This is a genomic window from Pseudomonas sp. G3-39, from assembly GCF_054790485.1.
This window is the reverse complement of record NZ_CP186497.1, coordinates 4246016-4271524: the sequence shown is the minus strand read 5'-3', so window position 1 is coordinate 4271524 and position 25509 is coordinate 4246016. Positions and strand designations below refer to the sequence as shown.

Sequence of the window (25509 nt, the reverse complement as noted above, 5' to 3'; positions counted from 1 at the left end):
TGACGAGCGCCGCATCCGGCCTTAGTATGGCGCTTTCCAACTTCCGACAAGGCCCGTTCATGACGATCGAAATCCGCCCGGCGACCCCCAGCGATGCGCCGCAAATCCTCGCCTTCATCACCGAACTGGCAGATTTCGAAAAGGCCCGCCATGAAGTCATTGCGAGTGTCACCGACATCGAGCGCAGCCTGTTCAGCGAAGGCGCTACCGCCCACGGCCTGATCTGCCTGCGTGACGGTGTGCCTATCGGTTTTGCAGTGTTCTTCTTCAGCTATTCGACGTGGCTCGGCAGCAACTGCCTGTACCTCGAAGACCTCTACATCACCCCCGAACAACGCGGCGGCGGTGCCGGCAAAACCCTGTTGCGGCATCTGGCGAAAATCGCCTGCGACAATGACTGCGGACGCTTCGAATGGAGCGTGCTGGACTGGAACACCCCGGCCATCGAATTCTACAAATCCCTCGGTGCGCAGCCGCTAGAAGAGTGGGTGCGCTATCGCATGGATGGCAAGGTGTTGCGTGAGTTTGCCGAAGGCTGAGGAGATGATGGCAATCCGATGCTGAAGTGATTGCCGCCACCGGGATGGCGGTGTTGTTGCCGATCATTGAGATCAACCAGTTGGTGCAGTAGCTGATTCCGAGGTCGTCTGGTCTGGCCTCTTCGCGAGCAAGCCCGCTCCCACAGGGGACAGAGTTGTTAATGCAATATATGTCACACCGCAAGAACCTGTGGGAGCGGGCTTGCTCGCGAAGGCGCCCGTCAGAACAACAAATAATTCAGACTTTTTTACCAGGACTTCAGCATCACCCGACCCTCAAAAGCACCATCCTCGGGTTCTCCTTTCTGTCATCTGCAACCACCCCGCAACGGCTGCAGCCGTGACATCCGTTCGGTCGCGCCCTCCGCCAACTGCCTATGACGTAACAGCAGGTTTTTGCAGGCCTGCGGCATCTTTGGCAACCAAAGTGTGGCAAGCAATAACCTCGATATCAACAACCCCAGCGTTTGCAACGGCATTGGCCGTCCTCTGAACTAAAAATCTTGAAACTCAATGGCGGGCTCTTTATGGGACCGCCATTTCAAAAAGGATTTCGTAGTGACTGCGCACTGCCCGCCACCAGACACAACGCCACCGCGTGTGCCAACGGCTTGAGCAGCCAAAGCGACGGCTCGACGGTTTCACGCTTGGAGGACAGAACGTGGGTACGACGACGGGATGGGCGAGCGAGCATCAAAAAGAGCCCGCGCCTAAGGCTGAATATTGGGTGAATGTGAGAGCCGATGCCAAGGACTGGAATTTTTCCGACCTGGTGGCTGATTTCGGAGAACAGTGGGATATGAAGAGCGGTCCGAACATGAATGGCAGGGTTGACGTTAACCACGCTGATGCATGGGCCATTTATATTGCCGATCTTGGCGCCGGGCTGTCAGCCAGAGATGTTCTGATGGAATCGGTGGTGTTGCATTTTAAAGGAAGGAAATGTGCGTAAGTTTATTCTGATTTTGATGTTTTCGATGTGTGCTTCATGTGCGATCAGCCACGGAAAACCTACTGCAAAAATCGAGTATTTGGGGGTGGAGCGCTACTTGGATCGAAACATTTACCAAGTCAGTTTTTCGTCCGACGTCGATGTCGACAAACTCTTCAAGTCCAAGATAAGTCAGTCGCTGCTTTGTGCTTTGGGGGAGAGTAGAGATTTTTCGCAGTCGCGCAATCTGAATGAATATGGTGAAGGATGGATTGAGCCTCTGAAGCCTGCAGACGGATCCACTTTCAAAGCGGATCTCATGTTTTATCGTGTGAAAGACTCAACGAGTGAAACGCTGATGAGCAGCAAGGACTTAAGCACTGTATTAGCGGGGCGAAAAACAATCGCATGCAAAGTCAGAATCAACTCCTACTCCTACAAAATCTACTATTCAGAAGTGATGAATATTCCTGTTGCTGAGCTGCTTAAGGAAGTTGACAAGTATTGAGATTGGGCTTCTTGCCTGATCATAGGAAGCCTTGTTCTGATGCTCATTTCTCTGCGGATTCCCAATGACCGCTGAGCAACCCATCAAGTGTCTTTCGCACGGAAATCTTGAAAGCCCCGGCCTTCTCTTCATCGAAGGCCGCTTTCCAGTAGGTGTAGCCCTGACTGAAATCCGGAATCTGCGCCGTCTCTCCCACGCGACGAGTCAGGCTGCGCTGCAAAGCCTCGGCCTGGAAAGGCAGGTGGGGCATTGCGGTGAACTCGCCTCCGGTGACCGGGTTGATCATCCGAATGCCATCAACGCGGATATGCACGACGGTGCCGTAGTGCGGATAGCTTTCGATTTTGAGGATGGTCAAGGTCGAGGCTTCTTCACCCGGCCGGGTGTTGTAAGCCCAGATATCACCCTCCTTGATAGCGGGCAAGGCGCTGGCAATCGCCGCGAAGCAGAGTGCGCTGCAGAGCAGTAACGCCTTTAAAGCGGTTTTCATTTTTTCTTCCTTGAACCTGTCGAGAGCGGTCGTCGCGTGAATGGGATCGGCATTTTAGAGATTTGGCGAAGAAACGGCTGTTACACTTGTAAATCCCACAATATGGGAATGATATTTATATATTGAGATTTTCCTGCGCCAAGGTTTATAGTCCGTCGCACTCACTGCCAAAAACAAAACAGGTGAAGCGATGCAGGCGCAATTGATCGCGCTCGACTGGGGGACGACCTCATTACGTGCTTACAAACTCGCGGCGGGCGGGGTGGTGCTGGAGCAGCGTGCGCTGTCGTCCGGGATCATGCAGTTACCGAAGACGCCGCGAGTCATCCACGGTGGTGAATGCGCCGACGGCTTTGAACTGGCCTTCGAAGAGGCGTGTGGCGACTGGCTCGAGGCGCAGCCGGATCTGCCAGTGATCGCCTGCGGGATGGTCGGCAGCGCCCAGGGCTGGCGCGAAGCGGCCTACTGCGAGACGCCGGCGAACGTCGCCAATCTCGGAAATTCCTTACAAACACTGGTCAGTCTGCGCGGCACGCGGGTACATATCGTGCCGGGGGTGATCCAGCGTTCGCGTCTGCCCAATGTGATGCGCGGCGAAGAAACCCAGGTCCTCGGCGTACTGCAGAACCTGCCGGCCGAGGCGGGCGGCGATCTGTTGATCGGTCTGCCGGGTAGCCACTCCAAGTGGGTGGAGGTGGTCGAGGGCCGCATCACTCATTTCGACACCTTCATGACCGGCGAAGTGTTCGCCGTGCTTAGTGAACACAGCATTCTCGGGCGTACCCAGCAACAGGGTGCGGCGTTCGACGGCGTGGCATTTGACCGTGGCGTGCAAGTGGCGCTGTCGGCGGACGGCGAACTGGGCGTGCTCTCCACATTATTCAGTGCCCGCACCCTGGGCCTGACCGGCGAACTGGCGCCGACGGCGCAAGCGGATTACCTCTCTGGCCTGATGATTGGCCATGAACTGGTGGCGCTTGCCGCAGCCCAGCGACGCCGACGCAATAGTGCGCATCTGCCGTCGATCATCCTCATCGGCAACGCGCAACTCTGCGCCCGTTACGGCCGTGCCCTCGATGCCTGCGGTTTCGCGCGCGTCACGCTGGCCGAGCAGGCCACCGAGCGTGGTCTGTGGCAACTGGCGCTGGCGGCCGGGCTGCTCGATTCCTTATCCCGTTAACCCTGACTGGAGGCCTGACATGCTCAAGCAAGCATTGGCACAAAACGGTCTGATCGCAATCCTGCGTGGCCTGCATCCGCAGGAAGCCGCTGCTGTCGGAGAAGTCCTGTATGCCGCCGGATTTCGCGTCATCGAAGTACCGCTCAATTCCCCGTCTCCGTACGAAAGTATCCGCATCCTGCGTCAGACCTTGCCCGCCGATTGCCTGATCGGTGCCGGTACGGTGTTGACGCCGGAGCAGGTCGAATTGGTGAAAGAGGCCGGCGGCCAGGTGATCGTCATGCCGCACAGCGACGCCAAAGTGCTGCGTGCGGCGAAAGCGGCGGGGCTGTACCTGTCGCCGGGTGTCGCCACGCCGACCGAAGCGTTCGCGGCGCTGGAGGAGGGCGCGGACATTCTCAAGCTGTTCCCGGCCGAGCAGATGGGCCCGGCGGTGGTCAAGGCGTGGCTCGCGGTGTTGCCCTCCGGGACGGTGCTGGCACCGGTCGGCGGTATTACCCCGGATAACATGCAGGCGTTCATCGACGCTGGCGTGAAAGGTTTCGGCCTCGGTTCCGGCCTGTTCAAACCGGGCATGACGACTGAGCAAGTGGCGGCCAATGCCAAGGCCTACGTGGCTGCCTGGAAAGCCCTTCGCTGAGATTTATCCGGCGCTGCGTGCGCTGCATCTAACAAGAGAGACAAGCAGATGAAAATCACCAAACTCACCACCTTCATCGTCCCGCCGCGCTGGTGCTTCCTCAAGGTCGAAACCGATGAGGGCGTGACTGGTTGGGGCGAGCCTGTGGTCGAAGGCCGTGCCCACACCGTCGCCGCTGCCGTTGAAGAATTGTCCGACTACCTGATCGGCAAAGACCCACGCAACATCGAGGACATCTGGACTGTGTTGTACCGCGGTGGCTTCTACCGTGGTGGCGCGATCCACATGAGTGCACTGGCCGGCATCGATCAGGCGCTGTGGGACATCAAGGGCAAAGCCCTCGGCGTGTCGGTCAGCGATCTGCTCGGCGGTCAGGTGCGCGACAAGATTCGTGTGTATTCGTGGATCGGTGGCGACCGTCCCGCCGACACCGCACGCGCCGCGAAAGAGGCGGTGAGCCGGGGTTTTACTGCGGTGAAAATGAATGGCACTGAAGAGCTGCAGTTCCTCGACTCCTTTGAGAAAGTCGATCTGGCCCTGGCCAACGTTGCCGCCGTGCGCGATGCCGTCGGGCCGAACGTCGGTATCGGCGTCGACTTCCACGGTCGGGTACACAAGCCGATGGCCAAGGTGCTGATGAAGGAGCTCGACCCGTACAAACTGATGTTCATCGAAGAGCCGGTGCTCAGTGAAAACTACGAAGCGCTGAAAGAGCTGGCACCGTTGACCAGCACGCCGATCGCCCTTGGCGAGCGGCTGTTCTCGCGCTGGGATTTCAAGCGGGTGCTGAGCGAAGGCTATGTCGACATCATCCAGCCCGATGCCTCGCATGCCGGCGGTATCACCGAAACCCGCAAGATCGCCAACATGGCCGAAGCCTACGACGTGGCGCTGGCGCTGCATTGCCCGCTGGGGCCGATTGCGCTGGCGGCGTGCCTGCAACTGGACGCGGCTTGTTACAACGCGTTTATCCAGGAGCAGAGTCTGGGTATCCATTACAACGAGAGCAACGATCTGCTCGACTACGTGAAGGATCCGCGAGTGTTCGACTACGACCAGGGCTTCGTGAAGATTCCGAACGGGCCAGGGCTGGGCATCGAGATCAACGAGGAATACGTGATCGAACGTGCGGCGGTCGGCCACCGCTGGCGCAACCCGATCTGGCGCCATGCCGATGGCAGTTTTGCCGAGTGGTGAGTCCCTTCTGACCCACCCAAAATCCACTGTGGGAGCTGGCTTGCCAGCGATGACGGCGGCACATCCGACATTGATGTAACAGATGCACCGCTATCGCTGGCAAGCCAGCTCCCACAGGGTTCGGCGCAAGTTTTACGACTGTCCTCAAATAATCATAAGAAGAGGCACCCCCCATGCCAACGCAAACCCTCACCGGGCAGGCGTCTTTAGTCACGCCTAGCCGCAAGCGGTTTTTCATCATGGTGTTGCTGTTCATCACCGTGGTCATCAACTACCTCGACCGCAGCAACCTGTCGATCGCCGCGCCCGCGCTGACCAGTGAACTGGGCATCGACCCGGTTCACGTCGGGCTGATTTTCTCCGCGTTCGGCTGGACCTACGCCGCGATGCAGATTCCCGGCGGCTGGCTGGTGGATCGGGTGCCGCCGCGCATCCTCTACAGTGTCGCGCTGCTGCTGTGGTCGCTGGCCACGGTGCTGCTCGGTTTCGCTGCGAGTTTCATTGCGCTGTTTGTGCTGCGCATGGCGGTCGGCGCGCTGGAAGCACCGGCCTATCCGATCAACAGCCGCGTGGTCACCACCTGGTTTCCCGAGCGTGAGCGGGCCACGGCGATTGGTTTTTACACCTCCGGGCAGTTTGTCGGCCTGGCGTTTCTGACCCCGGTGCTGGCCTGGCTGCAACATGAGTTCGGCTGGCACATGGTGTTCGTCGCAACCGGTGCGGCGGGCATTATCTGGGCGGCGATCTGGTACGCGGTGTACCGCGAACCGCGGGATTTCAAGGGCGCCAACAACGCGGAGATCGACCTGATCCGCGAGGGTGGCGGACTGGTAGACATTCAGGCGCAAGCATCCAAGGCCTCGTTCAGTTGGACCGATCTCGGCATCGTCCTGAGCAAACGCAAGTTGTGGGGCATCTACCTCGGCCAGTTCTGTCTGAACTCGACGCTGTGGTTCTTCCTGACGTGGTTCCCGACCTACCTGGTGAAATATCGCGGCATGGACTTCATCAAGTCCGGCCTGTTGGCATCGCTGCCGTTTCTCGCGGCCTTTGTCGGCGTGCTGTGCTCGGGATTCTTTTCCGACCTGTTGATCCGCCGTGGCTGCAGCGTGGGTTTTGCGCGCAAGCTACCGATCATTGGCGGGCTGCTGATTTCCACCTCGATCATCGGCGCCAATTTCGTTGAATCGACGCCGCTGGTGATCGCCTTCCTGGCGTTGGCGTTTTTCGGCAACGGTCTGGCCTCGATCACCTGGTCGCTGGTCTCGACCCTCGCTCCGGCGCGGCTGCTGGGGCTGACCGGCGGGGTGTTCAACTTCATCGGCAACCTGTCGGCAATTGCCACGCCGATTGTCATCGGTCTCCTCGCCAGTGGTGATTCGTTCGCCCCGGCGATCACCTACATCGCGGTGCTGGCGCTGATCGGTGCATTGTCCTACGTGCTGCTGGTGGGCAAGGTCGAACGTATCGAGTTGTAGTCGTCTGCGTCGGGCGACCATAATGCCGCCCGTTCCCTCGCTCAACGGTAAAGGCTGGATATGCAGGAAGACGCCCCGGAAAAAACCAAGGACGCCGCACCCACCGGCACCCAGACGCTGCTTCGCGGCCTGGGTGTGGTGCAGGCGGTGGCCAGTGGTGCCCGCGACCTGAAAGAGATCGCCCGGTTGATCGGCACCACGCGCAGCACCACCCATCGTCTGGCCAGTTGCCTGGTCGATGAGCGCTACCTGCGCGTGGTGCCACAAATCGGCTATCTGCTGGGGCCGAAGTTGATCGAACTGGGGTTTCAGGCGCGCGAAGAGTTGCCGCTGGTGAGTCTGGCCGGGCCGTATCTGGACGAGTTGTCGGCGCTGACCGGCGACACCGTGCACCTGGGCATTCGTGAGGGCGACGAGGTCTTGTATCTGCTGAAAAATCCGGGGCGCAACGGCCCGGAAATGCGTTCGCGGGTCGGCCACCGGATGCCGTTGGCACGCACCGGGATCGGCAAGGCGTTGATGCTCGATGATGCGCCACAGGATTGGCAGCGCCTGTACGACATCAGCCTGCCGGCGGGTGGGAAGAGTCAGTTCTGGCCGCAGCATCCCCAGCAGTCGTGGGAACAGCTCGAACAGCGCATGACCGAGTACGTGGCCGGTGGCTACGCCTTCGATCTGGAAGACAACGAACCGTCGATCCGCTGTGTGGCGGCGCCGATTCGTGATGCGAGCAAGCGCATAGTGGCGGCGATCAGTATCGCCAGCACCGTGCCGTACATGCCGCTGGAAAAAATGGCCGAGCTGATTCCCCTGATCAAAGGGGTCACAGCCCGGCTCTCGGCAGAACTCGGTCTGAAGGTTTAAAGCTTCAACGTCGCCATGTCGATCACGAAGCGATACTTCACGTCACCGGCAATCATCCGCGCGTAAGCCTCGTTGATCTGGCGAATGTCGAGCATTTCGATGTCGCAGGTGATGTTGTGCTCGGCGCAGAAATCCAGCACTTCCTGGGTTTCGGCAATGCCGCCGATCAACGAACCGGCCAGTACGCGGCGGCCCAGCACCAGGTTGGCAGCATGCACGGGCGGATCGATCGGTTCGATCAGGCCGACCAGAATGTGCACGCCATCAAAGCGCAGGGTTTGCAGGTACGGGTTGAGGTCGTGCTGCACCGGAATGGTGTCCAGCAGGAAGTCGAACCGGCCTGCAGCGGCAGCCATCTGCTCGGCATCGGTGGAGACGATCACGTGATCGGCGCCCTGACGACGACCTTCCTCAGCCTTGCTCGCCGAACGGGTGAACAGCGTGACTTCCGCGCCCATCGCCTTGGCGAACTTGATGCCCATGTGGCCGAGGCCGCCCATGCCGAGAATCCCGACCTTGTCGCCGGCCTTGACCCCGTAGTGCTTGAGCGGCGAATAGGTGGTGATGCCGGCACAGAGGATCGGCGCGGCGCTGGCCAGGTCGAGTTTCTCCGGGATGCGCACGACGAAGTGCTCGCTGACCACGATGCTGTCGGAGTAGCCGCCCATGGTGTTGCTGCCATCGACCCGGTCTGGGGTGGCGTAAGTCATGGTCGGGCCTTCGAGGCAGTATTGCTCGAGGTTCTGCTGGCAGGCGGCGCAGGTGCGGCAGGAGTCGACCATGCAGCCGACACCGACCAGATCGCCGACTTTATGTTGGGTGACGTTCGCACCAACGGCGGTGACTTTACCGACGATCTCGTGGCCGGGCATCAACGGATAAACCGCGATACCCCATTCGTTGCGCGCCTGGTGGATGTCGGAGTGGCAGACGCCGCAGTAGAGGATCTCGATCGCCACGTCGTCAGCGCGTGGGCTGCGGCGTTCGAATTTCATCGGGGCGAGGGGAGTGGTGGCCGATTGGGCGGCATAACCGATAGCGGTGTACATGAGGAACCTCGCAGAAGCAGTGACAGGTGAGGTGGCGCATTTTGGGCGCCGTCTGCCGCTGCGGCCATGACGATTCCTCCGGGTCTCATGCCTAATCCTCCGGCATGCAGGTCTGGGCAAGCGCATTGGCAAAAGGATCTGCGATGATGCTTGCATGCCTTTTTCCGTGACTTTTTTGAAGACCCCTCCGATGCAGTTGACCCGTCACCTTGATGCCAATGCCACACTGGTTTCGCTGATCGAGCCGCTGGCGCTCTGCGATGGTTACAGCCAGACCGGGTTGCCCGGCGTGCAGGTGTTGCGCGCCAGTTGCGACGTGGCGCGTGGCCCGCACATTTATGAACCGAGCCTGATGATCATCGCTCAGGGCAGCAAACTGGCGTTCCTCGGCCCGCGCACCATGGAGTACGGCGCCGGGCACTACCTGATTCAGGCGCTGCCGGTGCCGTTCGAGTGCGAAACCTTTGCCTTGCCGGATGCGCCGTTGCTGGGGGTGTCGGTGGCCATCGACCGGGTGCTGCTCGGTGAATTGGTGCTGGCCATGGGGCTGGCGCCCGGGCGGCATATCCCGGCGCAGACGCCGGAGTCGATGACCTCGGTGGTGCTCGACGATGACATGCGTGGCTGCGTCGAACGCTTGTTACGCTGCCTGCACGATCCGCTGGAGCGGCAGATTCTCGGGCCGGCGCGGGTGCGTGAATTGTTGTTCACTGCGTTGCGCGGGCCGCAGGCCGATGTGTTGCGCGCGCTGGTCGAGCAGCAGGGGCAGTTCGCCCGGGTCGCGGCGTCGATCAGTCACCTGCATGCGCATTACACCGAGCCGCTGAATGTCGAGACTCTGGCCAGTTGCGCGAACATGAGCGTTTCGTCCTTCCACGAGCACTTCAAGCGCAGCACGCTGTTGTCGCCGGTGCAGTACCTGAAGCGTTTACGCCTGCTCAAGGCGCAGACCTTGCTGGTCGCCGAAGGGCTGGGCGTGGCGCAGGTGGCGCATCGGGTGGGGTATCAGAGTACGTCGCAGTTCAGTCGTGAGTACAAGCGCTACTTCGAGCGTAGCCCTGGTGATGAGCGCGTAGCCTGATAAGACGATAATCCCCTGTGGGAGCGAGCCTGCTCGCGAAGGCGGTGTAGCAGTCGACATCATTGTTAACGACACACCGCTTTCGCGAGCAGGCTCGCTCCCACAGTTGTTTTGTGGTGTCAGAGGAATTTTGGGCAACAAAAAGGCCCCCGTTTCGGGAGCCTCGTTGTTCAGCGATACGCCTTACATGTTCGGGTAAGTCGGGCCGCCAGCGCCTTCCGGCGTGACCCAGGTGATGTTCTGCGAAGGGTCCTTGATGTCACAGGTCTTGCAGTGCACGCAGTTCTGGGCGTTGATCTGGAAGCGTTTTTCGCCGTCTTCCTTGGTGATCACTTCATACACGCCGGCCGGGCAGTAGCGCTGCGCCGGTTCGTCGTACAGTGGCAGGTTCTTGCTGATCGGGATGCTCGGGTCGGTCAGCTTCAAGTGGCACGGCTGTTCTTCTTCGTGGTTGGTACCGGAGATGAACACCGAGCTCAGTTTGTCGAAGCTGAGTTTGCCGTCCGGCTTCGGATAGTCGATCTTCTTGCAGTCGGCCGCGAGCTTCAGGCAAGCGTAATCCGGCTTGGTGTCGTGCAGGGTAAACGGCAGTTTGCCGCCGAAGATGTTCTGGTCCAGCCAGTTGAAACCACCGCCGACGATCGCGCCGAACTTGTGGATCGCCGGGCCGAAGTTACGGCTGGCGAACAGTTCGTCGTAGAGCCAGCTCTTCTTGAAAGCGTCGACGTAAGTGGTCAGCTCTTCGGTGCCATCCTTTTCGGCGAACAGTGCGTCGGCCACCGATTCAGCGGCCAGCATGCCGGACTTCATCGCGGTGTGGCTGCCCTTGATCTTGGCGAAGTTCAGGGTGCCGAGGTCGCAACCGATCAGCGCGCCGCCCTTGAAGACCATTTTCGGCAGCGAGTTCAGGCCACCTTTGCAGATCGCACGGGCGCCGTAGCTGACGCGCTTGCCGCCTTCCAGGTACTGGGCCAGCACCGGGTGATGCTTGAGGCGCTGGAACTCGTCGAACGGCGACAGGTAGGTGTTGCTGTAGGACAGGTCAACGATCAAACCGACCACCACCTGGTTGTTTTCCAGGTGATAGAGGAACGAGCCGCCGGTGTTTTCGGTGCCCATGATGTCCAGCGGCCAACCGGCGGTATGCACCACCAGGCCTGGCTGGTGTTTGGCCGGGTCGATTTCCCAGATTTCCTTCAGACCGATACCGTAGTGCTGGGCGTCGGCATCGCTGTCGAGGTTGTAGCGCTTGATCAGTTGCTTGCCGATGTGGCCACGGCAGCCCTCGGCGAACAGCGTGTACTTGCCACGCAGTTCCATGCCCGGGGTGTACAGGCCTTCTTTCGGGTTGCCTTCGCGGTCGACGCCCAGATCACCGGTGATGATCCCGCGCACGATGCCGTTTTCGTCGATCAGCGCTTCCTGAGCGGCGAAGCCCGGGTAGATTTCTACGCCGAGGTTCTCGGCCTGCTGGGCCAGCCAGCGGCACAGGTTGCCGAGGGAAATAATATAGTTGCCTTCGTTGTGCATGGTCTTGGGCACAAAGAAGTCAGGGATTTTCTGCGCACTGTCGGCGTTTTTCAGCACGAAAATGTCATCGCGGGTGACCGGAGTGTTCAGCGGGGCGCCGAGTTCTTTCCAGTCCGGGAACAGTTCGTTCAGAGCACGTGGTTCGAACACGGCACCGGAAAGGATGTGTGCGCCGACTTCGGAGCCTTTTTCGACCACGCAGACGCTGATTTCCTTACCGGCTTCGGCGGCCTTCTGCTTCAGACGGCAGGCGGCGGACAGGCCAGCGGGGCCGGCACCGACGATGACCACGTCGAATTCCATGTATTCGCGTTCCACAGGCTATCTCCTACTCAAGGCTCAACAGTTTTTTTTCTAATTTGGAGGTTCGGTGTCGCATCCGTTATTGCCTTTACGTTAACGTCAAGGGTAATAATGGGTAAACCACCTTTCTCTCTAGGCGGCGCATTATATCTACACCACTCCGAGCGTCCAATACAAACGTTTGTTTGAATCGGCTCCAGCCCAGAGAAATCAAAGAAGCGCGGCTTATGAACGGCCATTTTGCCGTATTGACCGGAATAGGCGTTCCGGTCAAGATACGGGCGGTTTTGCGCTCGCCGTAGGCAGACTGGCGGTTTCAAGAGCACCTCTAAAGACAGGGCACAGGCAGTACAAGGTGATGCGCAGCGCAAGTCCGGCGCGCAGTTTACACACCGTGCGATTCAATGACTTGTTGGTCACCACTGACGAACGGTCATCGCCCCCCGCCGGCGTTTTTAGAGGTGCCCTTGTGCCCGATGAGCATCAACCGCCAGGTTCGCCTAGGCGACTTTCTTTTCACCGGAGAGTAACGAGGAATCCATGAAGGTTCTTGTAGCTGTCAAACGCGTTGTGGATTACAACGTCAAGGTCCGCGTCAAGGCGGACAATTCCGGCGTAGACCTCGCCAACGTCAAGATGTCGATGAACCCGTTCTGCGAAATCGCAGTGGAAGAAGCCGTACGCCTGAAAGAGAAAGGTGTTGCGACTGAAATCGTCGTCGTCTCCATCGGCCCGTCCACCGCTCAGGAACAGCTGCGTACCGCACTGGCTCTGGGTGCCGACCGCGCCATCCTCGTCGAATCCGCTGAAGACCTGACTTCGCTGGCCGTGGCCAAGCTGCTCAAGGCTGTGGTCGACAAGGAACAGCCTCAACTGGTGATCCTGGGCAAACAGGCGATCGACAGCGACAACAACCAGACCGGCCAGATGCTCGCTGCACTGAGCGGCTACGGTCAGGGCACTTTCGCCTCGAAAGTCGAAGTCTCCGGCGACAGCGTTGCCGTGACCCGCGAAATCGACGGCGGCGCGCAGACCGTTTCCCTGAAACTGCCAGCGATCGTCACCACCGACCTGCGTTTGAACGAGCCGCGCTACGCGTCTCTGCCAAACATCATGAAAGCCAAGAAGAAGCCTCTCGAAGTGCTGACTCCGGACGCTTTGGGCGTTTCCACCGCCTCCACCAACAAGACCCTGAAAGTCGAAGCGCCGGCTGCACGCAGCGCAGGCATCAAGGTCAAGTCGGTGGCTGAACTGGTCGAGAAACTGAAAAACGAAGCGAAGGTAATCTAATCATGACTATCTTGGTAATCGCCGAACACGACAACAAGGTGCTGGCCCCGGCCACACTGAACACCGTGGCTGCTGCTGCCAAAATCGGTGGCGACATTCACGTGCTGGTTGCAGGTCAGGGCGCTGGCGCCGTGGCTGAAGCCGCTGCGAAAATCGCTGGCGTAAGCAAAGTCCTGAACGCTGACAATGCCGCTTACGCGCATCAGCTGCCGGAAAACGTTGCGCCGCTGGTTGCAGAGCTGGGCAAGGGCTACAGCCACATCCTGGCTGCCGCCACGTCCAACGGCAAAAACATCCTGCCGCGCGTTGCCGCTGCACTGGACGTTGACCAGATCTCCGAGATCATCTCGGTAGAAAGCGCCGATACTTTCAAGCGTCCGATCTACGCCGGTAACGCTATCGCTACCGTGCAATCGACCGCCGCGATCAAAGTGATCACCGTGCGCGCCACCGGTTTCGACCCGGTTGCCGCTGAAGGTGGTTCGGCGGCTGTTGAAGCCGTTGCTGCTGCGCACGACGCCGGCACTTCCAGCTTCGTCAGCGAAGAACTGGCCAAGTCCGATCGTCCAGAGCTGACCGCTGCCAAGATCGTCGTTTCCGGCGGTCGTGGCATGCAGAACGGTGACAACTTCAAACACCTGTACGCCCTGGCCGACAAGCTGGGCGCCGCCGTCGGTGCTTCGCGCGCTGCGGTCGACGCAGGTTTCGTACCGAACGACATGCAGGTCGGTCAGACCGGCAAGATCGTTGCGCCACAGCTGTATATCGCGGTCGGTATCTCCGGCGCGATCCAGCACCTGGCCGGCATGAAAGACTCCAAAGTGATCGTTGCGATCAACAAGGACGAAGAAGCGCCGATCTTCCAGGTGGCCGATTACGGTCTGGTGGCGGATCTGTTCGAAGCGGTACCTGAGCTGGAGAAGCTGGTCTAATCCGGCAGCTTCACTTATAAAGAGCCCGGCCTTATGGTCGGGCTTTTTTTTGTCTCGAATTTGCGTGGGAGTGTTTTGCCATGGATCTGCGTCGCTGGCTGTTATTGGGATTGATCCTGTTGCCGGGGATGGCTGCGGCCGCCGGCAAATGCGAGCGCCTTGTCGTCACTGGCAGCCCGGATGCGCCACCGTACCTGTGGCAGGACCCGCAGAATCCCAAGCACTTGATCGGCGCCAGTGCCGATCTGTTGCAGCAAGTGGCCAAGGATCTGGGGATCAAGGTCGAGCTGCTCTACGCCGGCAAACGCGCGCAGGCCCTTGATGAAGTGCGCAGCGGACGCATGGACATGCTGGCCGACACGCCGCTGATGTTCAACGAACTGGAAAACCTCGATTACATCTATCCACCGTTGCTGGAAAACGACTATCTGGTGTGGACGCGCAAAGGCTCGACGCTGGTCTACAGCGAAGCCAGGGATTTGCACGGGCACACTGGCGGGTTGTCGGAAAAGTCTCGAATGACCCAGGCATTCGGCACTTTCGCCGAGCAGAATCTGACCCTGACGCGGACGGCAAACCTCACTCAGGCCTTTCAGAAACTTCTGCTGGGTGAAGTGGAATACGTACTCGCCGGTCGCTACTCGGGCATGGCCGCCGCGCAGGCATTGGGCATGGCCAATGATCTGCTGGCGTTCGAGCAACCGATCGACCGACCGGGACTGTTCCTCGCGGTTTCGCACAACTCGGCCTGCAACGATCCGTGGTTGCGCGGACAGCTCGCTAAAAAGATGACAGAATTGCCCGCGTCCGGACTGACCGAAGCCGCGCTGCAACGCAACATCGAGCGCTGGAAGGCTCAGCAGCAACAGCCGCAGCCACCTGTCAGTGCCCCAAAACAGTAGGGATTCTTAGTGAGTATTCGACCTCTTTTCGCGGCCATGGCCGTTCTGGCCCTGGCCGGCTGCGCCAACGATCCTGCGCCCAATGAGCAAATGCGCCTGACCGAGCAGGCCATCACCCAGGCCAAGGCTGTCGGTGCGACCGCCGATGAACTGCCGGAAATGAAACTGGCCGAAGACAAGTTCAACCGGGCCAAGGGCAACATGACCGACGAGTCTTTCAAGAACGCCCGCATGCGCGCCGAACAGGCCGAGCTGGACGCACGTCTGGCAGAAGCCAAGGTGTTGACGCAAAAGAGCGAAGAGCAACTGAACGTGCTCAACACCCGCATCATCCGTCTGCGCAAGCAACTGGGAGATGCCCAATGAGCCTCAAGTCCAAAGCCCTCGGCGGGTTGATTCTGGCCGGTTGTGCAAGCCTCTACGGTTGCGCCGGTCAACACAGCGAAGCCGCCTTGCAGCAGGCCAGCAGCGACTTCCAGAAGGTCAAGGAAGATTCCAACGTGCTGCGTATCGCGCCCAAGGATGTGATCCGCGCCGGTGAGTCGCTGGCCCGTGCCGATCGCCTGTCGACCTATTGGGGCAGTGGCTCGGACGTGGTGCATTACGCCTACCTGAGTCAGCGCTATAGCGAAATCGCCCGCGAACACACCAATCTGGTGCTCAACGAAGAGCGCGCGGCGAAGCTCGAGCTGGAACGCCAGCGCCTGCAACTGGCCCTGCGTGAGTCCAAACTGCTGAGCGTGCAGCAGCAGGGCAAGTGGCTCGAGGAGCAGATCGTTGCGCTGGCCACCACGCAAACCGATCGCGGTCTGGTCATGACCTTGGGCGACGTGCTGTTCGACACCGGCGAAGCGGAGCTGAAAAACTCGGCCAACCGCGTGGTGCTGAAGATCGTGCAGTTCCTGCAGCTCAACCCGAAACGCGTGGTGCGCATCGAGGGCTACACCGACAGCACCGGCGGCAAACAGGAAAACCTCAAGCTGTCGCGTGATCGCGCACAGGCGGTGGCCGATGTGCTGATGGACCTGGGTATCGAGGACAAGCGGATTCAGGTCGAAGGTTACGGCGACGAATACCCGGTGGACGTCAACGCTTCCGAGCGCGGGCGGGCACAGAACCGTCGGGTGGAAATTGTGTTCTCCGACGAAAAAGGCCAGCTCGGCGCCGCCCGCTGAGGGCTGCGTCTCTGGAAAGCCCGGCCTGTCATGCAGCGCCGGGCTTTTTTACGTCTGTCGAATAGCGCGCAAATCCGTACAGTTGTAGCTGACACTGCACTGTACGGTCGACTATGGTGGCAACTGTCCCAGTACACTTCTAAACTGTTCCGGTATTGTTTCACACAAGAATAAAATGCCCGTGAAATCGAGTGCTGCGTCATGACCAACCTCTTGCTCTACCAACGTATTGCTCAACAGCTGGCGGAAGACATCCGGCGCGGTGTCTATCAGCCCGGAGAACGCGTGCCGTCGGTGCGCAAGATGAGTTCGCAGCTCAATGTCAGCCATGCAACGGTGTTGCAGGCTTACGCCAACCTCGAAGATCAGGGCCTGATCCGTGCACGGCCGCAGTCCGGTTACTACGTGCACCAGACCCCGGCACTGACAGCGCCGACCCCGGACATCGCCCGGGTCGAGCGGCCAGGACTGGTCACCCGCGCCAGCATCATTCAGCAAGTGTTGGTCGAATCGCGGCGCGAAGGGGTGTTCCCGTTGGGCGCTGCGGTGCCGAGTGTCGATTACCTCCCGGTGCGCGCGCTGCATCAACAACTGGCCAAGGTCACCCGATTCCATAGTCCGCGCGCGTTCAGTTACATGTTCAGCCCGGGTTTCGAACCGCTGCGTCGGCAAGTGGCGATCCGCATGCGCGATGCCGGGGTCGTCGTCGATCCTTCAGAAGTGGTGATCACCCACGGGTGTGTCGATGCGCTGCAGATGTCGCTGCGGGTGCTGACTCGTCCGGGCGACCTGATCGCCGCCGAATCGCCAACCTATTACGGTCTGCTGCAACTGGCCGACCTGCTGGGCCTGAAAGTGATCGAGATCCCCAGCGATCCGGCCACCGGCATGAGCCTCGAAGCCTTGCAACTGGCGGCGAACCAATGGTCAATCAAGGCGCTGGTGCTGACCACTCGCCTGAGCAATCCGCTGGGCGGCACCATGCCGGAAGAGCGGCAGAAACAACTGCTGCGCCTGGCTTCGGACTTCGATATCCAGATCGTCGAAGACGACATCTATGGCGAGTTGATGTTCGAACAGGGCCGCACCAAAGCCCTCAAGGCCTACGATCGACTGGATCGGGTGATCTACTGCTCGAGCTTTTCCAAGACCTTGTCGCCGGGCGTGCGTGTCGGCTGGATGATCGCCGGCAAGTATCAGCAGGAAATCCAGCGTCTGCAGACCTTCACCACGCATTCGGCGTGCAGCGTCACGCAAATGGCGATTGCCGCTTATCTGGAAAATGGCGGTTATGACCGGCATTTACGGTACATCCGCCAGGAATACCGAAAAAACCTCAGCGCGTTCCAGTTGGCGGTGCAGCAGTACTTCCCCGAAGGCACGCAAATGACCCGGCCCACGGGCGGTTTCATCCTCTGGGTGAGTCTGCCGGGCAGGGTCAATACCCAGGAATTGCACGTCCGCGCCTTGCAGCAGGGCATCAGTATTGCGCCGGGGCTGATCTTCAGTAATACCGAGCAGTTCAACCACTGCATCCGCCTGAACTGCGGCACGCCGTGGAATCGCGAGGCGGAAAGGGCGCTGATGACCCTCGGTTTGCTGGCGACTCAACTGTGTCAGGAAACCGCAGGCGGTTTCTGAACGAGTGGCGCACCGTGCTTGTCTTGTGACGCTCAACAGGCGAGCATATGGCCCTCTGCCGTTAGTGTTGTGGGGCTCATGAAAGCGATTTTGCCTGCTGCCTGGATTTTGCTTGGTGTGTTGACGATGGGCCATGCGCCCGGTGTCATGGCAGCCGCCGTTCAGGAAAAGCCTGCGGCGTCAGCTCCGGCGAGCAAAACGGCCAGCAACAAAGCCGTTGCGGACAAGAAAGCTCAGACGAAGAAAGCCCCGCAGAAGAAAGCGGCCCCGGTGAAGAAGCGGCCCCCGATTGCCTCCAAGTCAAAACCGGCCAGTGAAGTGGCTAAAACCAGACTGCCGCCGGCCAAACTGGACCTGAGCCTGCCCAAAGACATGGTCCAGCAGCTCAAACCTGCCGGCACCGTGTCGCTGCCCAAGCACGAGGCGATCCTGCCGCAGATGTTTGGCGAGAAGAACAGCGGCTTCCAGCTCAACGGCCGCCTGCTCAGCAATGAAATGCAGTTGCAGCTGCGCAACGAAGAGCGCCGCGAAGTCGAAGGCGCCGCGCTGGATTTCGAGTTCAAGCAATAAATTCAATCGACCCGTGACCCGCAGACCAGACGCTTTGTCGGAGACTGGTCAGTCACATTCAGTTATCGGTAAAAACCCCGGTGCAGGGAATTTGAAACAACCGTTTTAGCGGTTACTCTGTCCGTGTCTCTTTAACACATTGCCCGTCGCGAGGACTTGCTCGTCATGAAATGCCGTGAAGGCTGTGGCGCTTGCTGCATTGCCCCGTCCATCAGCTCTGCCATTCCGGGCATGCCCAACGGCAAACCTGCCGGCGAACGTTGCGTGCAACTCTCGGTCGAAAACCTGTGCAGCATTTTCGGCCAGCCGGAGCGTCCGGCGGTCTGTTCAGGATTCGCCGCCGATGTCGAAGTCTGCGGCAGCAGCTCGGAAGAAGCGATCAGGTTGATCGGCTGGTGGGAGCAGATGACGGCGGCGTGATGTGTCAAACGAACGGAACTTCAACAATAAGGAATAAGACTATGGGTTCGCTGCATCGTATCGCTGTGTTGTGTGGTTTGACCGCTGTGCTGGCTACTTCGATGGCTCAGGCCGAAGACTGGAAGGTCGCCAAGGAACAGGACGGGATCAAGGTCTCGCTGGCCGAAGTGCCGGGTTCCGATTACAAGTCCTATCAGGGTGTTGCCCTGATGAAGACCACCGTTGCCAAACTGCGTGCCTTGCAGGAAGACGTGGCCGGAGCCTGCGCCTGGATTCACGAATGCAAAACCCAGAAACTGCTCAAGCACGAGGGCGATCAGAGCTGGACCTATACCCAATTCAATACGCCGTGGCCAGTGACCCCACGTGATTCGGTGTTGCACATCACCACCGTTGAGGGCGCCGATGGCAGCCTGACCCGCAACCTCGAAGGCGTGCCGAAGTACCTTCCCGAAGAGAAAGGCTTTGTCCGTGTCGCTCAGGTCAAAGGGTTCTGGAAGTTCGTACCCAAAGGTGATCAAGTCGAAGTGACCTATCAGGTGCACACTGAGCCCGGCGGCAGCGTGCCGAGCATGATTGCCAACAAGTTCGTGGTCGACGCTCCCTTCAATACCCTTAAAGCCCTGAAAGAACGCGCCGAGAAGTAATTCTTCGCGCTGACAGCAAAACGCCCCGACCGATTCGGGGCGTTTTATTTTGTCGTTATATTGTGTTTCCAGATATGCGTTGGACGAAATTTTCACAAAGTGTTCCAGACAATTCGCCCGCGCAATTCAGCTTGTCCCCGCCCGAATGCTTGTATGAAAGAGTCGGGCAATGGGGCAGTAATCAATGGCAATGCTGCCGTTGATCGTGCAACATTTGCGCACCGCGCACGCCCCAGGGTCTGGAATGGCCAATAGAGGGCATGGCGCCGCTGTATTTTGCAACTTCAACTTCCAATGGGTCCTAAAACGACATGGCAAACCCGGACGCCCTGAATCAGCAGCGATCTTCCACTCGCCTGCTGCAACCGACCGTCAAATCGCATCTGGCCTACACGCTGCTGTGTGCCCTGGTCATGATGGTGATGTTTTCCGTGCTGCGCCTCGCGCTGCTGGTCTACAACCGCGAGATGATCCTCGATACCCCGGCTTCGACCTTCCTCGAAGCCTTCGCCAACGGCCTGCGTTTCGACCTGCGCCTGGTGGTCTACGTCTGCGTTCCACTGGTGCTGGCACTGTTCAGCGCCCGTGCAATGGCTGCGCGTGGCTTCTTCCGTCTATGGCTGACCGTGGCGTCCAGCATCGCGCTGTTCCTCGGCCTGATGGAAATGGACTTCTACCGCGAGTTCCACCAGCGGCTCAATGGTCTGGTGTTCCAGTACGTGAAGGAAGACCCGAAAACCGTGATGAGCATGCTCTGGTACGGTTTCCCGGTAGTGCGTTACCTGCTGGCGTGGGTCATCGGCACCGTGATCCTGACTCTGGCCTTCAAGGGCGCCGACCGTGCGACCCGTCCACGCGGCCCGTTCAGCGGCGGCAACGTCGGCACCCGTCAGGTGGCGCCGTGGTACACCCGCCTGGCGGTGTTCGTGGTCTGCCTGCTGATCTGCGTCGTGGCCGCCCGTGGCACCCTGCGTCAGGGCCCGCCGCTGCGCTGGGGTGACGTGTACACCACCGAATCGAACTTCGCCAACCAGCTCGGCCTCAACGGCACGCTGTCGCTGATCGCCGCCGCCAAGGACCGCATGGGCGAGGACCGCGATAACATCTGGAAAGCCACCCTGCCGCAGGAACAGGCGCAGAAAGTGGTGCGCGAGATGCTGGTGATGCCGGACGACAAACTGGTCGATGCCGACATCGCTGCCGTGCGTCGTGACTACACGCCACCGGCCGACAAGACCCTGCCGATCAAGAACGTGGTCGTGATCCTGATGGAAAGCATGGCCGGTCACTCGGTCGGCGCCCTGGGCGCACCGGGCAAAATCACGCCGTACCTCGACAAACTGTCGAAGGAAGGCCTGCTGTTCGACCGCTTCTTCTCCAACGGCACCCATACCCACCAGGGCATGTTTGCGACCATGGCGTGCTTCCCGAACCTGCCAGGTTTCGAATACCTGATGCAGACCCCGGAAGGCAGCCACAAGCTGTCCGGTCTGCCGCAGCTGCTCAGCGCGCGCAAGTATGACGACGTGTATGTCTACAACGGCGACTTCGCCTGGGACAACCAGTCGGGCTTCTTCAGTAACCAGGGCATGACCAACTTCGTTGGCCGTAACGACTTCGTCAATCCGGTGTTCTCCGATCCGACCTGGGGCGTGTCCGACCAGGACATGTTCGACCGTGGTCTGCAGGAGCTGAAGGCACGGGAAAACGGCAAGCCGTTCTACGCGCTGCTGCAAACCCTGTCCAACCACACGCCGTACGCCTTGCCGACGCCATTGCCGGTCGAGCGCGTGACCGATCGTGGCAGCCTCAACGAACACCTGACTGCCATGCGTTACGCCGACTGGGCACTGGGTCAGTTCTTCGAGAAGGCGCGTAAAGAGCCGTACTTCAAGGAAACCCTGTTCGTGATCGTCGGTGACCACGGTTTCGGCAACGAACGCCAGATCACCGAAATGGACCTGGGCCGCTTCAACGTGCCGATGCTGATGATCGCCCCGGGCATTCAGGAAAAATTCGGCACCCGTGACCACACCGTGGGTACGCAGATCGACATCGTGCCGACCATCATGGGCCGTCTGGGTGGCGAAGTGCGTCATCAGTGCTGGGGGCGTGACCTGCTCAACCTGCCGGCCGGCGACACCGGTTTCGGTGTGATCAAGCCGTCGGGCAGCGAGCAGACCACCGCCATCGTCACTGCCGACCAGATCCTGGTGCTGCCGAAAGAGAAGGAAATGGCGCCGAAGATCTACCAGTACCAACTGGGCGCGAACCCTTCTGCCGAGATCATTCCGGACGCACCGCGTACCGCCGAACTGAAGCTCAAGCTGGAAGCGTTCCTGCAAACGGCGACCAAGAGCCTGATGGACAACACCGCCGGTGTGATCAACGGCAAGCCGGACTGATAAAACCGCTGCATAAAAAAGAGGCCCCTGAGGGCCTCTTTTTTTTGTCTTGGGGTTTTATATCCTGCCAAGTAACAGCAAGACCAACAGCACCACCAACACCACGCCGATAATGCCCGAAGGACCATAACCCCAACTTCTGGAGTGCGGGAAGACCGGCAGACCACCGATCAGCAACAGGATCAGGATAATGATAAGAATTGTGCCCATGTCGATTTCCTTGTTTACAGCGTTCGAGAAGACTTGGTGTTCAAGGGCGACTGGAGGCTAACTAATTCCAGACGGCTTACAAATTCCGACTGGTGCGAATCAAAGAAAATTCAATGTTTTTTTAATGTATTTGGATTACTCGTTTATTTCCTTTAAAGCGCGAGATCAAAAGATCGCAGCCTTCGGCAGCTCCTACAGGGAACTGATGCAGGAGCTGCCGAAGGCTGCGATCTTTTGATCCTGTATTCAGCAATCTGATGGAGCGTGGGTGGCCAGTGTTCCTTCGCTACACTCCGTGCATCTCCTACGGAACAACAAGGCTGTCTGCTATGCAAAATCGCATGATGATCACGGGTGCGGGCTCAGGTTTGGGTCGCGAAATCGCGCTGCGCTGGGCGCGTGAAGGCTGGCAGCTGGCCTTGTCCGACGTCAGCGAACCTGGCCTGCAGGAAACCCTGAAGCGGGTGCGCGAGGCCGGTGGTGACGGTTTCACCCAACGTTGCGATGTGCGTGACTACAGCCAGCTCACAGCGTTTGCCCAGGCTTGCGAAGTGAAGCTCGGCGGTATCGATGTCATCGTCAACAACGCCGGTGTGGCGTCCGGCGGGTTCTTCAGCGAACTGTCGCTGGAGGATTGGGACTGGCAGATCGCGATCAACCTGATGGGGGTGGTCAAGGGCTGCAAAGCGTTCCTGCCGCTGCTGGAGCAGAGCAAAGGCAAGATCATCAACATCGCTTCGATGGCTGCACTGATGCAGGGCCCGGCGATGAGCAACTACAACGTGGCCAAGGCCGGTGTAGTGGCGCTGTCGGAAAGTTTGCTGATCGAACTGGCGCAGCAGGAAGTCAGCGTGCATGTGGTCTGCCCGTCGTTCTTCCAGACCAACTTGCTCGACTCGTTCCGTGGTCCGACCCCGGCCATGAAAGCCCAGGTCGGCAAGTTGCTGGAAAGTTCGCCGATCACGGCTGCTGACATTGCAGACTATATCTACCAGCAAGTGGCCGCCGGCGAATTCATGATCCTGCCGCACGAGCAGGGGCGCATGGCCTGGGCGATCAAACAGAAGAACCCGCAACTGATCTACAACGAAATGACCACCATGGCCGATAAAATGCGCGCCAAGGCCAGACAAACCAACGGCTGAACTTGCCCCGAGGATGTTGCGTCGTTAGGGTGGCCGCAATGGTCACCCTGTCGAGACGCATCAATGCTCAATTACCTGTGGTTCTTCCTCGCGGCGCTGTTTGAAATCGCCGGTTGTTTCGCCTTTTTCATGTGGCTGCGTCAGGGCAAAAGTGCCTTGTGGGTGATCCCGGCGCTGCTCAGCCTGACCCTGTTCGCGCTGTTGTTGACCCGCGTCGAAGCGGCTTATGCCGGGCGCGCCTATGCCGCCTATGGCGGGATCTACATCGTCGCGTCGATCGGCTGGCTGGCGGTGGTCGAGCGCGTTCGCCCTTTGGGTTCGGACTGGATCGGCGTGGCGCTGTGCGTGATCGGCGCGAGCGTGATTCTGTTCGGTCCGCGCTTTTCCGCCCCGTGAGGCGAGGCTGTTTAGTGATTTGCAGGAAATGTCTGACGGGCGCAGCGCTTATGGGTGTAGGGCAAGACTGAATTGCTCTCCGTGCATTGTCGAGCGGGCGTCCACCACGCATCTTCAGGGCTGGCTAACCCTGAAGGATAAATTCCATGCTTGTACTCAGCCGTGTAGTGGGCGAGTTGATTTCCATCGGTGACGACATTTCCGTGCGCGTGTTGTCAGTCAACGGCTCCAGTGTGCGCTTCGGTGTCGAGGCGCCGCAGAAGGTCAATGTGCACCGTTCTGAAGTCTATCAGCGGATCCAGCGCAAACAGGTCACCGAAAAGGTCCGCTAGTCGAACAGATGCTTGGGCACATCGTGTTTGAGCATCAACTGGCATTGTTCGCTTTCCGGGTCGAAGACGATCAGCGCCTGGCCTTTGGTCAGCGCCTGGCGCACGCGCAGCACGCGGGTTTCCAGCGGTGTGTCATCACCGTTGTCGGTGCCGTCGCGGGTGACGAAGTCCTCGATCAGGCGGGTGAGGGTGTCGACTTCAAGAGCGTCGTAGGGAATCAGCATGGGCACCTCGGCTAAATCAATGACGGGATGCTACGGCGATTGGTGGCTGGCTGCCAGTTTTGTGTGGGCGGGTCTGGCCCCATCGCTGGCAAGCCAGCTCCCACAGAGTTTGTTGATGTACACAAACAGGTGATCCACCTCGAAAACTGTGGGAGCTGGCTTGCCAGCGATGGGGCCAGTCCAGCCACCACAGAACCCCGGATCAACTGTCGGAACGCTGCCCCACCAGACTGTCCACCGACGGCACTCGCGTATCGCTCTCCATCTGTGTCTCATGTTCGATCTGGTGACTGAAGCGATCCAGGGAAGCATTGGCCGGGGCCGCATCACTGGCGAATACCGGCGGGCTCAGAATGTACGCTCCGAGCAAACGACTGAGCGCTGCCAGACTGTCAATGTGCGTACGTTCATAACCATGGGTCGCGTCGCAGCCAAAGGCGAGCAGGGCGGTGCGGATATCGTGCCCGGCAGTCACCGCCGAATGCGCGTCGCTGAAGTAATAGCGGAACAGGTCGCGCCGCACCGGCAGTTCGTTTTCACCGGCCAGACGCAGCAAATGCCGCGACAGGTGATAGTCGTAAGGGCCACCGGAATCCTGCATCGCCACGCTCACCGCGTGTTCGCTGGAGTGCTGGCCGGGCGCGACCGGCGCGATGTCGATACCGACGAATTCGCTGACGTCCCATGGCAATGCCGCCGCCGCACCGCTACCGGTTTCTTCAGTGATGGTGAACAGTGGGTGACAGTCGATCATCAACTCCTGACCGCTCTCGACGATGGCTTTGAGCGCAGCGAGCAATGCCGCAACCCCGGCCTTGTCGTCGAGGTGACGGGCGCTGATGTGACCGCTGTCGGTGAACTCCGGCAGCGGGTCGAACGCCACCACGTCGCCGACGCTGATGCCCAGCGAGTCGCAATCGGCCTTGGTCGCGCAGTAGGCATCCAGACGCAGCTCGACGTGATCCCAGCTGATCGGCATCTCGTCTACGGCAGTGTTAAACGCGTGCCCGGAGGCCATCAGCGGCAACACGCTGCCGCGTATCACGCCATTGTCGGTGAACAGGCTGACCCTGCTGCCCTCGGCAAACCGGCTCGACCAGCAACCGACCGGGGCCAGGGTCAGACGGCCGTTGTCTTTCACCGCACGCACGGCGGCGCCGATGGTGTCGAGGTGCGCGGAGACAGCGCGGTCAGGGCTGTTTTTCTTGCCCTTGAGGGTGGCGCGAATGGTGCCGCGACGGGTCATTTCGAACGGGATGCCAAGTTCTTCCAGACGCTCGGCGACGTAGCGCACGATGGTGTCGGTGAACCCGGTAGGGCTGGGAATGGCGAGCATTTCCAGCAGGACTTTTTGCAGGTAGTTCAGATCCGGTTCAGGGATTTGAGTGGTCATGGAAACTCCTGATGAGTTGAGGCGCATCGATGGTTTC

General features: G+C 59.7%; 28 protein-coding genes. 22 read left to right on the top strand and 6 right to left on the bottom strand.

All coding sequences use genetic code 11. From position 1 onward, the window contains the following. Positions 1 to 59: 59 nt before the first annotated feature. From ACOYXG_RS19070 to ACOYXG_RS19060, 3 genes are all read left to right on the top strand, one after another. Positions 60 to 539, top strand: a complete 480-nt coding sequence (locus ACOYXG_RS19070) for a GNAT family N-acetyltransferase (protein WP_460353387.1) — start codon at positions 60 to 62, stop codon at positions 537 to 539. A gap of 661 nt (positions 540 to 1200) precedes the next feature. Further along, positions 1201 to 1491 (top strand): hypothetical protein, encoded by a 291-nt coding sequence (locus tag ACOYXG_RS19065; RefSeq protein WP_027612380.1) that lies wholly within the window; start codon positions 1201 to 1203, stop codon positions 1489 to 1491. Next, complete coding sequence (locus ACOYXG_RS19060) at positions 1484 to 1978, top strand: hypothetical protein (protein ID WP_460353384.1); 495 nt, start codon at positions 1484 to 1486, stop codon at positions 1976 to 1978. Before ACOYXG_RS19065 ends, ACOYXG_RS19060 begins: the two co-directional genes overlap by 8 nt. Before the next feature lie 43 nt (positions 1979 to 2021). On the opposite strand, the gene ACOYXG_RS19055 is transcribed toward ACOYXG_RS19060, so the two are convergent. Further along, positions 2022 to 2468: a hypothetical protein gene (locus ACOYXG_RS19055; protein ID WP_103369245.1), complete on the bottom strand. Its 447-nt coding sequence runs from the start codon at positions 2466 to 2468 to the stop codon at positions 2022 to 2024. Positions 2469 to 2658: 190 nt separating this feature from the next. Between ACOYXG_RS19055 and ACOYXG_RS19050 the strand changes: the two genes are divergently transcribed. From ACOYXG_RS19050 to ACOYXG_RS19030, 5 genes are all read left to right on the top strand, one after another. Continuing rightward, on the top strand, positions 2659 to 3648 hold the full coding sequence (locus tag ACOYXG_RS19050) for a 2-dehydro-3-deoxygalactonokinase (protein WP_096794898.1): 990 nt from the start codon (positions 2659 to 2661) through the stop codon (positions 3646 to 3648). Between the two features lie 19 nt (positions 3649 to 3667). Next, positions 3668 to 4288, top strand: coding sequence for a 2-dehydro-3-deoxy-6-phosphogalactonate aldolase (locus tag ACOYXG_RS19045; protein ID WP_460353380.1), 621 nt, complete (start codon positions 3668 to 3670; stop codon positions 4286 to 4288). Positions 4289 to 4336: 48 nt separating this feature from the next. Next, on the top strand, positions 4337 to 5485 hold the full coding sequence (gene dgoD, locus ACOYXG_RS19040) for a galactonate dehydratase (RefSeq protein WP_007961968.1): 1149 nt from the start codon (positions 4337 to 4339) through the stop codon (positions 5483 to 5485). Positions 5486 to 5658: 173 nt separating this feature from the next. Continuing rightward, the gene (locus ACOYXG_RS19035; protein ID WP_460353377.1) at positions 5659 to 6963 is read left to right on the top strand and encodes an MFS transporter; all 1305 of its coding nucleotides are present in this window, start codon (positions 5659 to 5661) and stop codon (positions 6961 to 6963) included. A 60-nt stretch (positions 6964 to 7023) separates the two neighbouring features. Then, a complete protein-coding gene (locus tag ACOYXG_RS19030; protein ID WP_096794901.1) occupies positions 7024 to 7827 on the top strand; it encodes an IclR family transcriptional regulator in 804 nt (267 codons plus the stop codon). Here the strand turns inward: ACOYXG_RS19030 and ACOYXG_RS19025 are convergent. After that, positions 7824 to 8876 carry an NAD(P)-dependent alcohol dehydrogenase gene (locus tag ACOYXG_RS19025; RefSeq protein ID WP_027612386.1) on the bottom strand — a complete coding sequence of 351 codons (1053 nt, stop codon included), beginning with the start codon at positions 8874 to 8876 and terminating at the stop codon, positions 7824 to 7826. The two genes, ACOYXG_RS19030 and ACOYXG_RS19025, sit on opposite strands and share 4 nt — an antisense overlap. A 190-nt stretch (positions 8877 to 9066) precedes the next feature. On the opposite strand from ACOYXG_RS19025, the gene ACOYXG_RS19020 reads away from it, so the two are divergent. Further along, a complete protein-coding gene (locus ACOYXG_RS19020; protein ID WP_007961974.1) occupies positions 9067 to 9957 on the top strand; it encodes an AraC family transcriptional regulator in 891 nt (296 codons plus the stop codon). Between the two features lie 183 nt (positions 9958 to 10140). Here ACOYXG_RS19020 and ACOYXG_RS19015 read toward each other — a convergent pair whose 3' ends face one another. Beyond that, positions 10141 to 11805, bottom strand: coding sequence for an electron transfer flavoprotein-ubiquinone oxidoreductase (locus tag ACOYXG_RS19015; protein ID WP_027612388.1), 1665 nt, complete (start codon positions 11803 to 11805; stop codon positions 10141 to 10143). Between the two features lie 525 nt (positions 11806 to 12330). Here ACOYXG_RS19015 and ACOYXG_RS19010 point away from each other — a divergent pair. From ACOYXG_RS19010 to ACOYXG_RS18965, 10 genes are all read left to right on the top strand, one after another. Beyond that, entirely contained in the window at positions 12331 to 13080 is a 750-nt protein-coding gene (locus ACOYXG_RS19010; RefSeq protein WP_003226982.1) for an electron transfer flavoprotein subunit beta/FixA family protein, read from the top strand. 2 nt (positions 13081 to 13082) lie between these two features. Then, on the top strand, positions 13083 to 14012 hold the full coding sequence (locus tag ACOYXG_RS19005; protein WP_007961977.1) for an electron transfer flavoprotein subunit alpha/FixB family protein: 930 nt from the start codon (positions 13083 to 13085) through the stop codon (positions 14010 to 14012). A gap of 80 nt (positions 14013 to 14092) precedes the next feature. Beyond that, positions 14093 to 14914: a substrate-binding periplasmic protein gene (locus ACOYXG_RS19000; protein ID WP_330206535.1), complete on the top strand. Its 822-nt coding sequence runs from the start codon at positions 14093 to 14095 to the stop codon at positions 14912 to 14914. 9 nt (positions 14915 to 14923) lie between these two features. After that, positions 14924 to 15280, top strand: coding sequence for a DUF4398 domain-containing protein (locus tag ACOYXG_RS18995; RefSeq protein ID WP_047598756.1), 357 nt, complete (start codon positions 14924 to 14926; stop codon positions 15278 to 15280). Continuing rightward, positions 15277 to 16089, top strand: coding sequence for an OmpA family protein (locus tag ACOYXG_RS18990; protein ID WP_460353370.1), 813 nt, complete (start codon positions 15277 to 15279; stop codon positions 16087 to 16089). Before ACOYXG_RS18995 ends, ACOYXG_RS18990 begins: the two co-directional genes overlap by 4 nt. Positions 16090 to 16290: 201 nt before the next feature. Continuing rightward, entirely contained in the window at positions 16291 to 17730 is a 1440-nt protein-coding gene (locus tag ACOYXG_RS18985) for an aminotransferase-like domain-containing protein (protein ID WP_003226969.1), read from the top strand. 78 nt (positions 17731 to 17808) lie between these two features. Beyond that, on the top strand, positions 17809 to 18300 hold the full coding sequence (locus ACOYXG_RS18980) for a translation initiation factor 2 (protein WP_150368313.1): 492 nt from the start codon (positions 17809 to 17811) through the stop codon (positions 18298 to 18300). Between the two features lie 165 nt (positions 18301 to 18465). Beyond that, a complete protein-coding gene (locus ACOYXG_RS18975; protein WP_027612393.1) occupies positions 18466 to 18720 on the top strand; it encodes a YkgJ family cysteine cluster protein in 255 nt (84 codons plus the stop codon). Between the two features lie 41 nt (positions 18721 to 18761). Then, positions 18762 to 19367: an START domain-containing protein gene (locus ACOYXG_RS18970; RefSeq protein WP_027612394.1), complete on the top strand. Its 606-nt coding sequence runs from the start codon at positions 18762 to 18764 to the stop codon at positions 19365 to 19367. A gap of 311 nt (positions 19368 to 19678) precedes the next feature. Next, on the top strand, positions 19679 to 21772 hold the full coding sequence (locus tag ACOYXG_RS18965) for an LTA synthase family protein (RefSeq protein ID WP_460353365.1): 2094 nt from the start codon (positions 19679 to 19681) through the stop codon (positions 21770 to 21772). A 57-nt stretch (positions 21773 to 21829) separates the two neighbouring features. Here ACOYXG_RS18965 and ACOYXG_RS18960 read toward each other — a convergent pair whose 3' ends face one another. Beyond that, positions 21830 to 21988 carry a DUF3309 family protein gene (locus ACOYXG_RS18960; protein ID WP_169432680.1) on the bottom strand — a complete coding sequence of 53 codons (159 nt, stop codon included), beginning with the start codon at positions 21986 to 21988 and terminating at the stop codon, positions 21830 to 21832. A gap of 323 nt (positions 21989 to 22311) precedes the next feature. Between ACOYXG_RS18960 and ACOYXG_RS18955 the strand changes: the two genes are divergently transcribed. From ACOYXG_RS18955 to csrA, 3 genes are all read left to right on the top strand, one after another. After that, positions 22312 to 23127 (top strand): SDR family oxidoreductase, encoded by an 816-nt coding sequence (locus ACOYXG_RS18955; RefSeq protein WP_097088415.1) that lies wholly within the window; start codon positions 22312 to 22314, stop codon positions 23125 to 23127. Positions 23128 to 23190: 63 nt separating this feature from the next. Beyond that, entirely contained in the window at positions 23191 to 23523 is a 333-nt protein-coding gene (locus ACOYXG_RS18950) for a YnfA family protein (protein WP_096794907.1), read from the top strand. A gap of 146 nt (positions 23524 to 23669) precedes the next feature. Continuing rightward, a complete protein-coding gene (gene csrA / locus ACOYXG_RS18945) occupies positions 23670 to 23855 on the top strand; it encodes a carbon storage regulator CsrA (RefSeq protein WP_027612397.1) in 186 nt (61 codons plus the stop codon). Here csrA and ACOYXG_RS18940 read toward each other — a convergent pair. Both ACOYXG_RS18940 and ACOYXG_RS18935 read right to left on the bottom strand, forming a co-directional pair. After that, positions 23852 to 24079 carry a YheU family protein gene (locus ACOYXG_RS18940; protein ID WP_003192759.1) on the bottom strand — a complete coding sequence of 76 codons (228 nt, stop codon included), beginning with the start codon at positions 24077 to 24079 and terminating at the stop codon, positions 23852 to 23854. The two genes, csrA and ACOYXG_RS18940, sit on opposite strands and share 4 nt — an antisense overlap. Before the next feature lie 202 nt (positions 24080 to 24281). Beyond that, entirely contained in the window at positions 24282 to 25472 is a 1191-nt protein-coding gene (locus ACOYXG_RS18935; RefSeq protein WP_027612398.1) for an osmoprotectant NAGGN system M42 family peptidase, read from the bottom strand. Positions 25473 to 25509: the final 37 nt, after the last annotated feature.

Coding starts and splice junctions, on each gene's coding strand:
- ACOYXG_RS19070 (WP_460353387.1), top strand. CDS start 60: ATGACGATCGAAATCCGCCCGGCGACCCCCAGCGATGCGCCGCAAATC.
- ACOYXG_RS19055 (WP_103369245.1), bottom strand. CDS start 2,468: ATGAAAACCGCTTTAAAGGCGTTACTGCTCTGCAGCGCACTCTGCTTC.
- ACOYXG_RS19050 (WP_096794898.1), top strand. CDS start 2,659: ATGCAGGCGCAATTGATCGCGCTCGACTGGGGGACGACCTCATTACGT.
- ACOYXG_RS19045 (WP_460353380.1), top strand. CDS start 3,668: ATGCTCAAGCAAGCATTGGCACAAAACGGTCTGATCGCAATCCTGCGT.
- dgoD (WP_007961968.1), top strand. CDS start 4,337: ATGAAAATCACCAAACTCACCACCTTCATCGTCCCGCCGCGCTGGTGC.
- ACOYXG_RS19035 (WP_460353377.1), top strand. CDS start 5,659: ATGCCAACGCAAACCCTCACCGGGCAGGCGTCTTTAGTCACGCCTAGC.
- ACOYXG_RS19030 (WP_096794901.1), top strand. CDS start 7,024: ATGCAGGAAGACGCCCCGGAAAAAACCAAGGACGCCGCACCCACCGGC.
- ACOYXG_RS19025 (WP_027612386.1), bottom strand. CDS start 8,876: ATGTACACCGCTATCGGTTATGCCGCCCAATCGGCCACCACTCCCCTC.
- ACOYXG_RS19020 (WP_007961974.1), top strand. CDS start 9,067: ATGCAGTTGACCCGTCACCTTGATGCCAATGCCACACTGGTTTCGCTG.
- ACOYXG_RS19010 (WP_003226982.1), top strand. CDS start 12,331: ATGAAGGTTCTTGTAGCTGTCAAACGCGTTGTGGATTACAACGTCAAG.
- ACOYXG_RS19005 (WP_007961977.1), top strand. CDS start 13,083: ATGACTATCTTGGTAATCGCCGAACACGACAACAAGGTGCTGGCCCCG.
- ACOYXG_RS19000 (WP_330206535.1), top strand. CDS start 14,093: ATGGATCTGCGTCGCTGGCTGTTATTGGGATTGATCCTGTTGCCGGGG.
- ACOYXG_RS18990 (WP_460353370.1), top strand. CDS start 15,277: ATGAGCCTCAAGTCCAAAGCCCTCGGCGGGTTGATTCTGGCCGGTTGT.
- ACOYXG_RS18985 (WP_003226969.1), top strand. CDS start 16,291: ATGACCAACCTCTTGCTCTACCAACGTATTGCTCAACAGCTGGCGGAA.
- ACOYXG_RS18980 (WP_150368313.1), top strand. CDS start 17,809: ATGAAAGCGATTTTGCCTGCTGCCTGGATTTTGCTTGGTGTGTTGACG.
- ACOYXG_RS18975 (WP_027612393.1), top strand. CDS start 18,466: ATGAAATGCCGTGAAGGCTGTGGCGCTTGCTGCATTGCCCCGTCCATC.
- ACOYXG_RS18970 (WP_027612394.1), top strand. CDS start 18,762: ATGGGTTCGCTGCATCGTATCGCTGTGTTGTGTGGTTTGACCGCTGTG.
- ACOYXG_RS18965 (WP_460353365.1), top strand. CDS start 19,679: ATGGCAAACCCGGACGCCCTGAATCAGCAGCGATCTTCCACTCGCCTG.
- ACOYXG_RS18955 (WP_097088415.1), top strand. CDS start 22,312: ATGCAAAATCGCATGATGATCACGGGTGCGGGCTCAGGTTTGGGTCGC.
- ACOYXG_RS18950 (WP_096794907.1), top strand. CDS start 23,191: ATGCTCAATTACCTGTGGTTCTTCCTCGCGGCGCTGTTTGAAATCGCC.
- csrA (WP_027612397.1), top strand. CDS start 23,670: ATGCTTGTACTCAGCCGTGTAGTGGGCGAGTTGATTTCCATCGGTGAC.
- ACOYXG_RS18940 (WP_003192759.1), bottom strand. CDS start 24,079: ATGCTGATTCCCTACGACGCTCTTGAAGTCGACACCCTCACCCGCCTG.
- ACOYXG_RS18935 (WP_027612398.1), bottom strand. CDS start 25,472: ATGACCACTCAAATCCCTGAACCGGATCTGAACTACCTGCAAAAAGTC.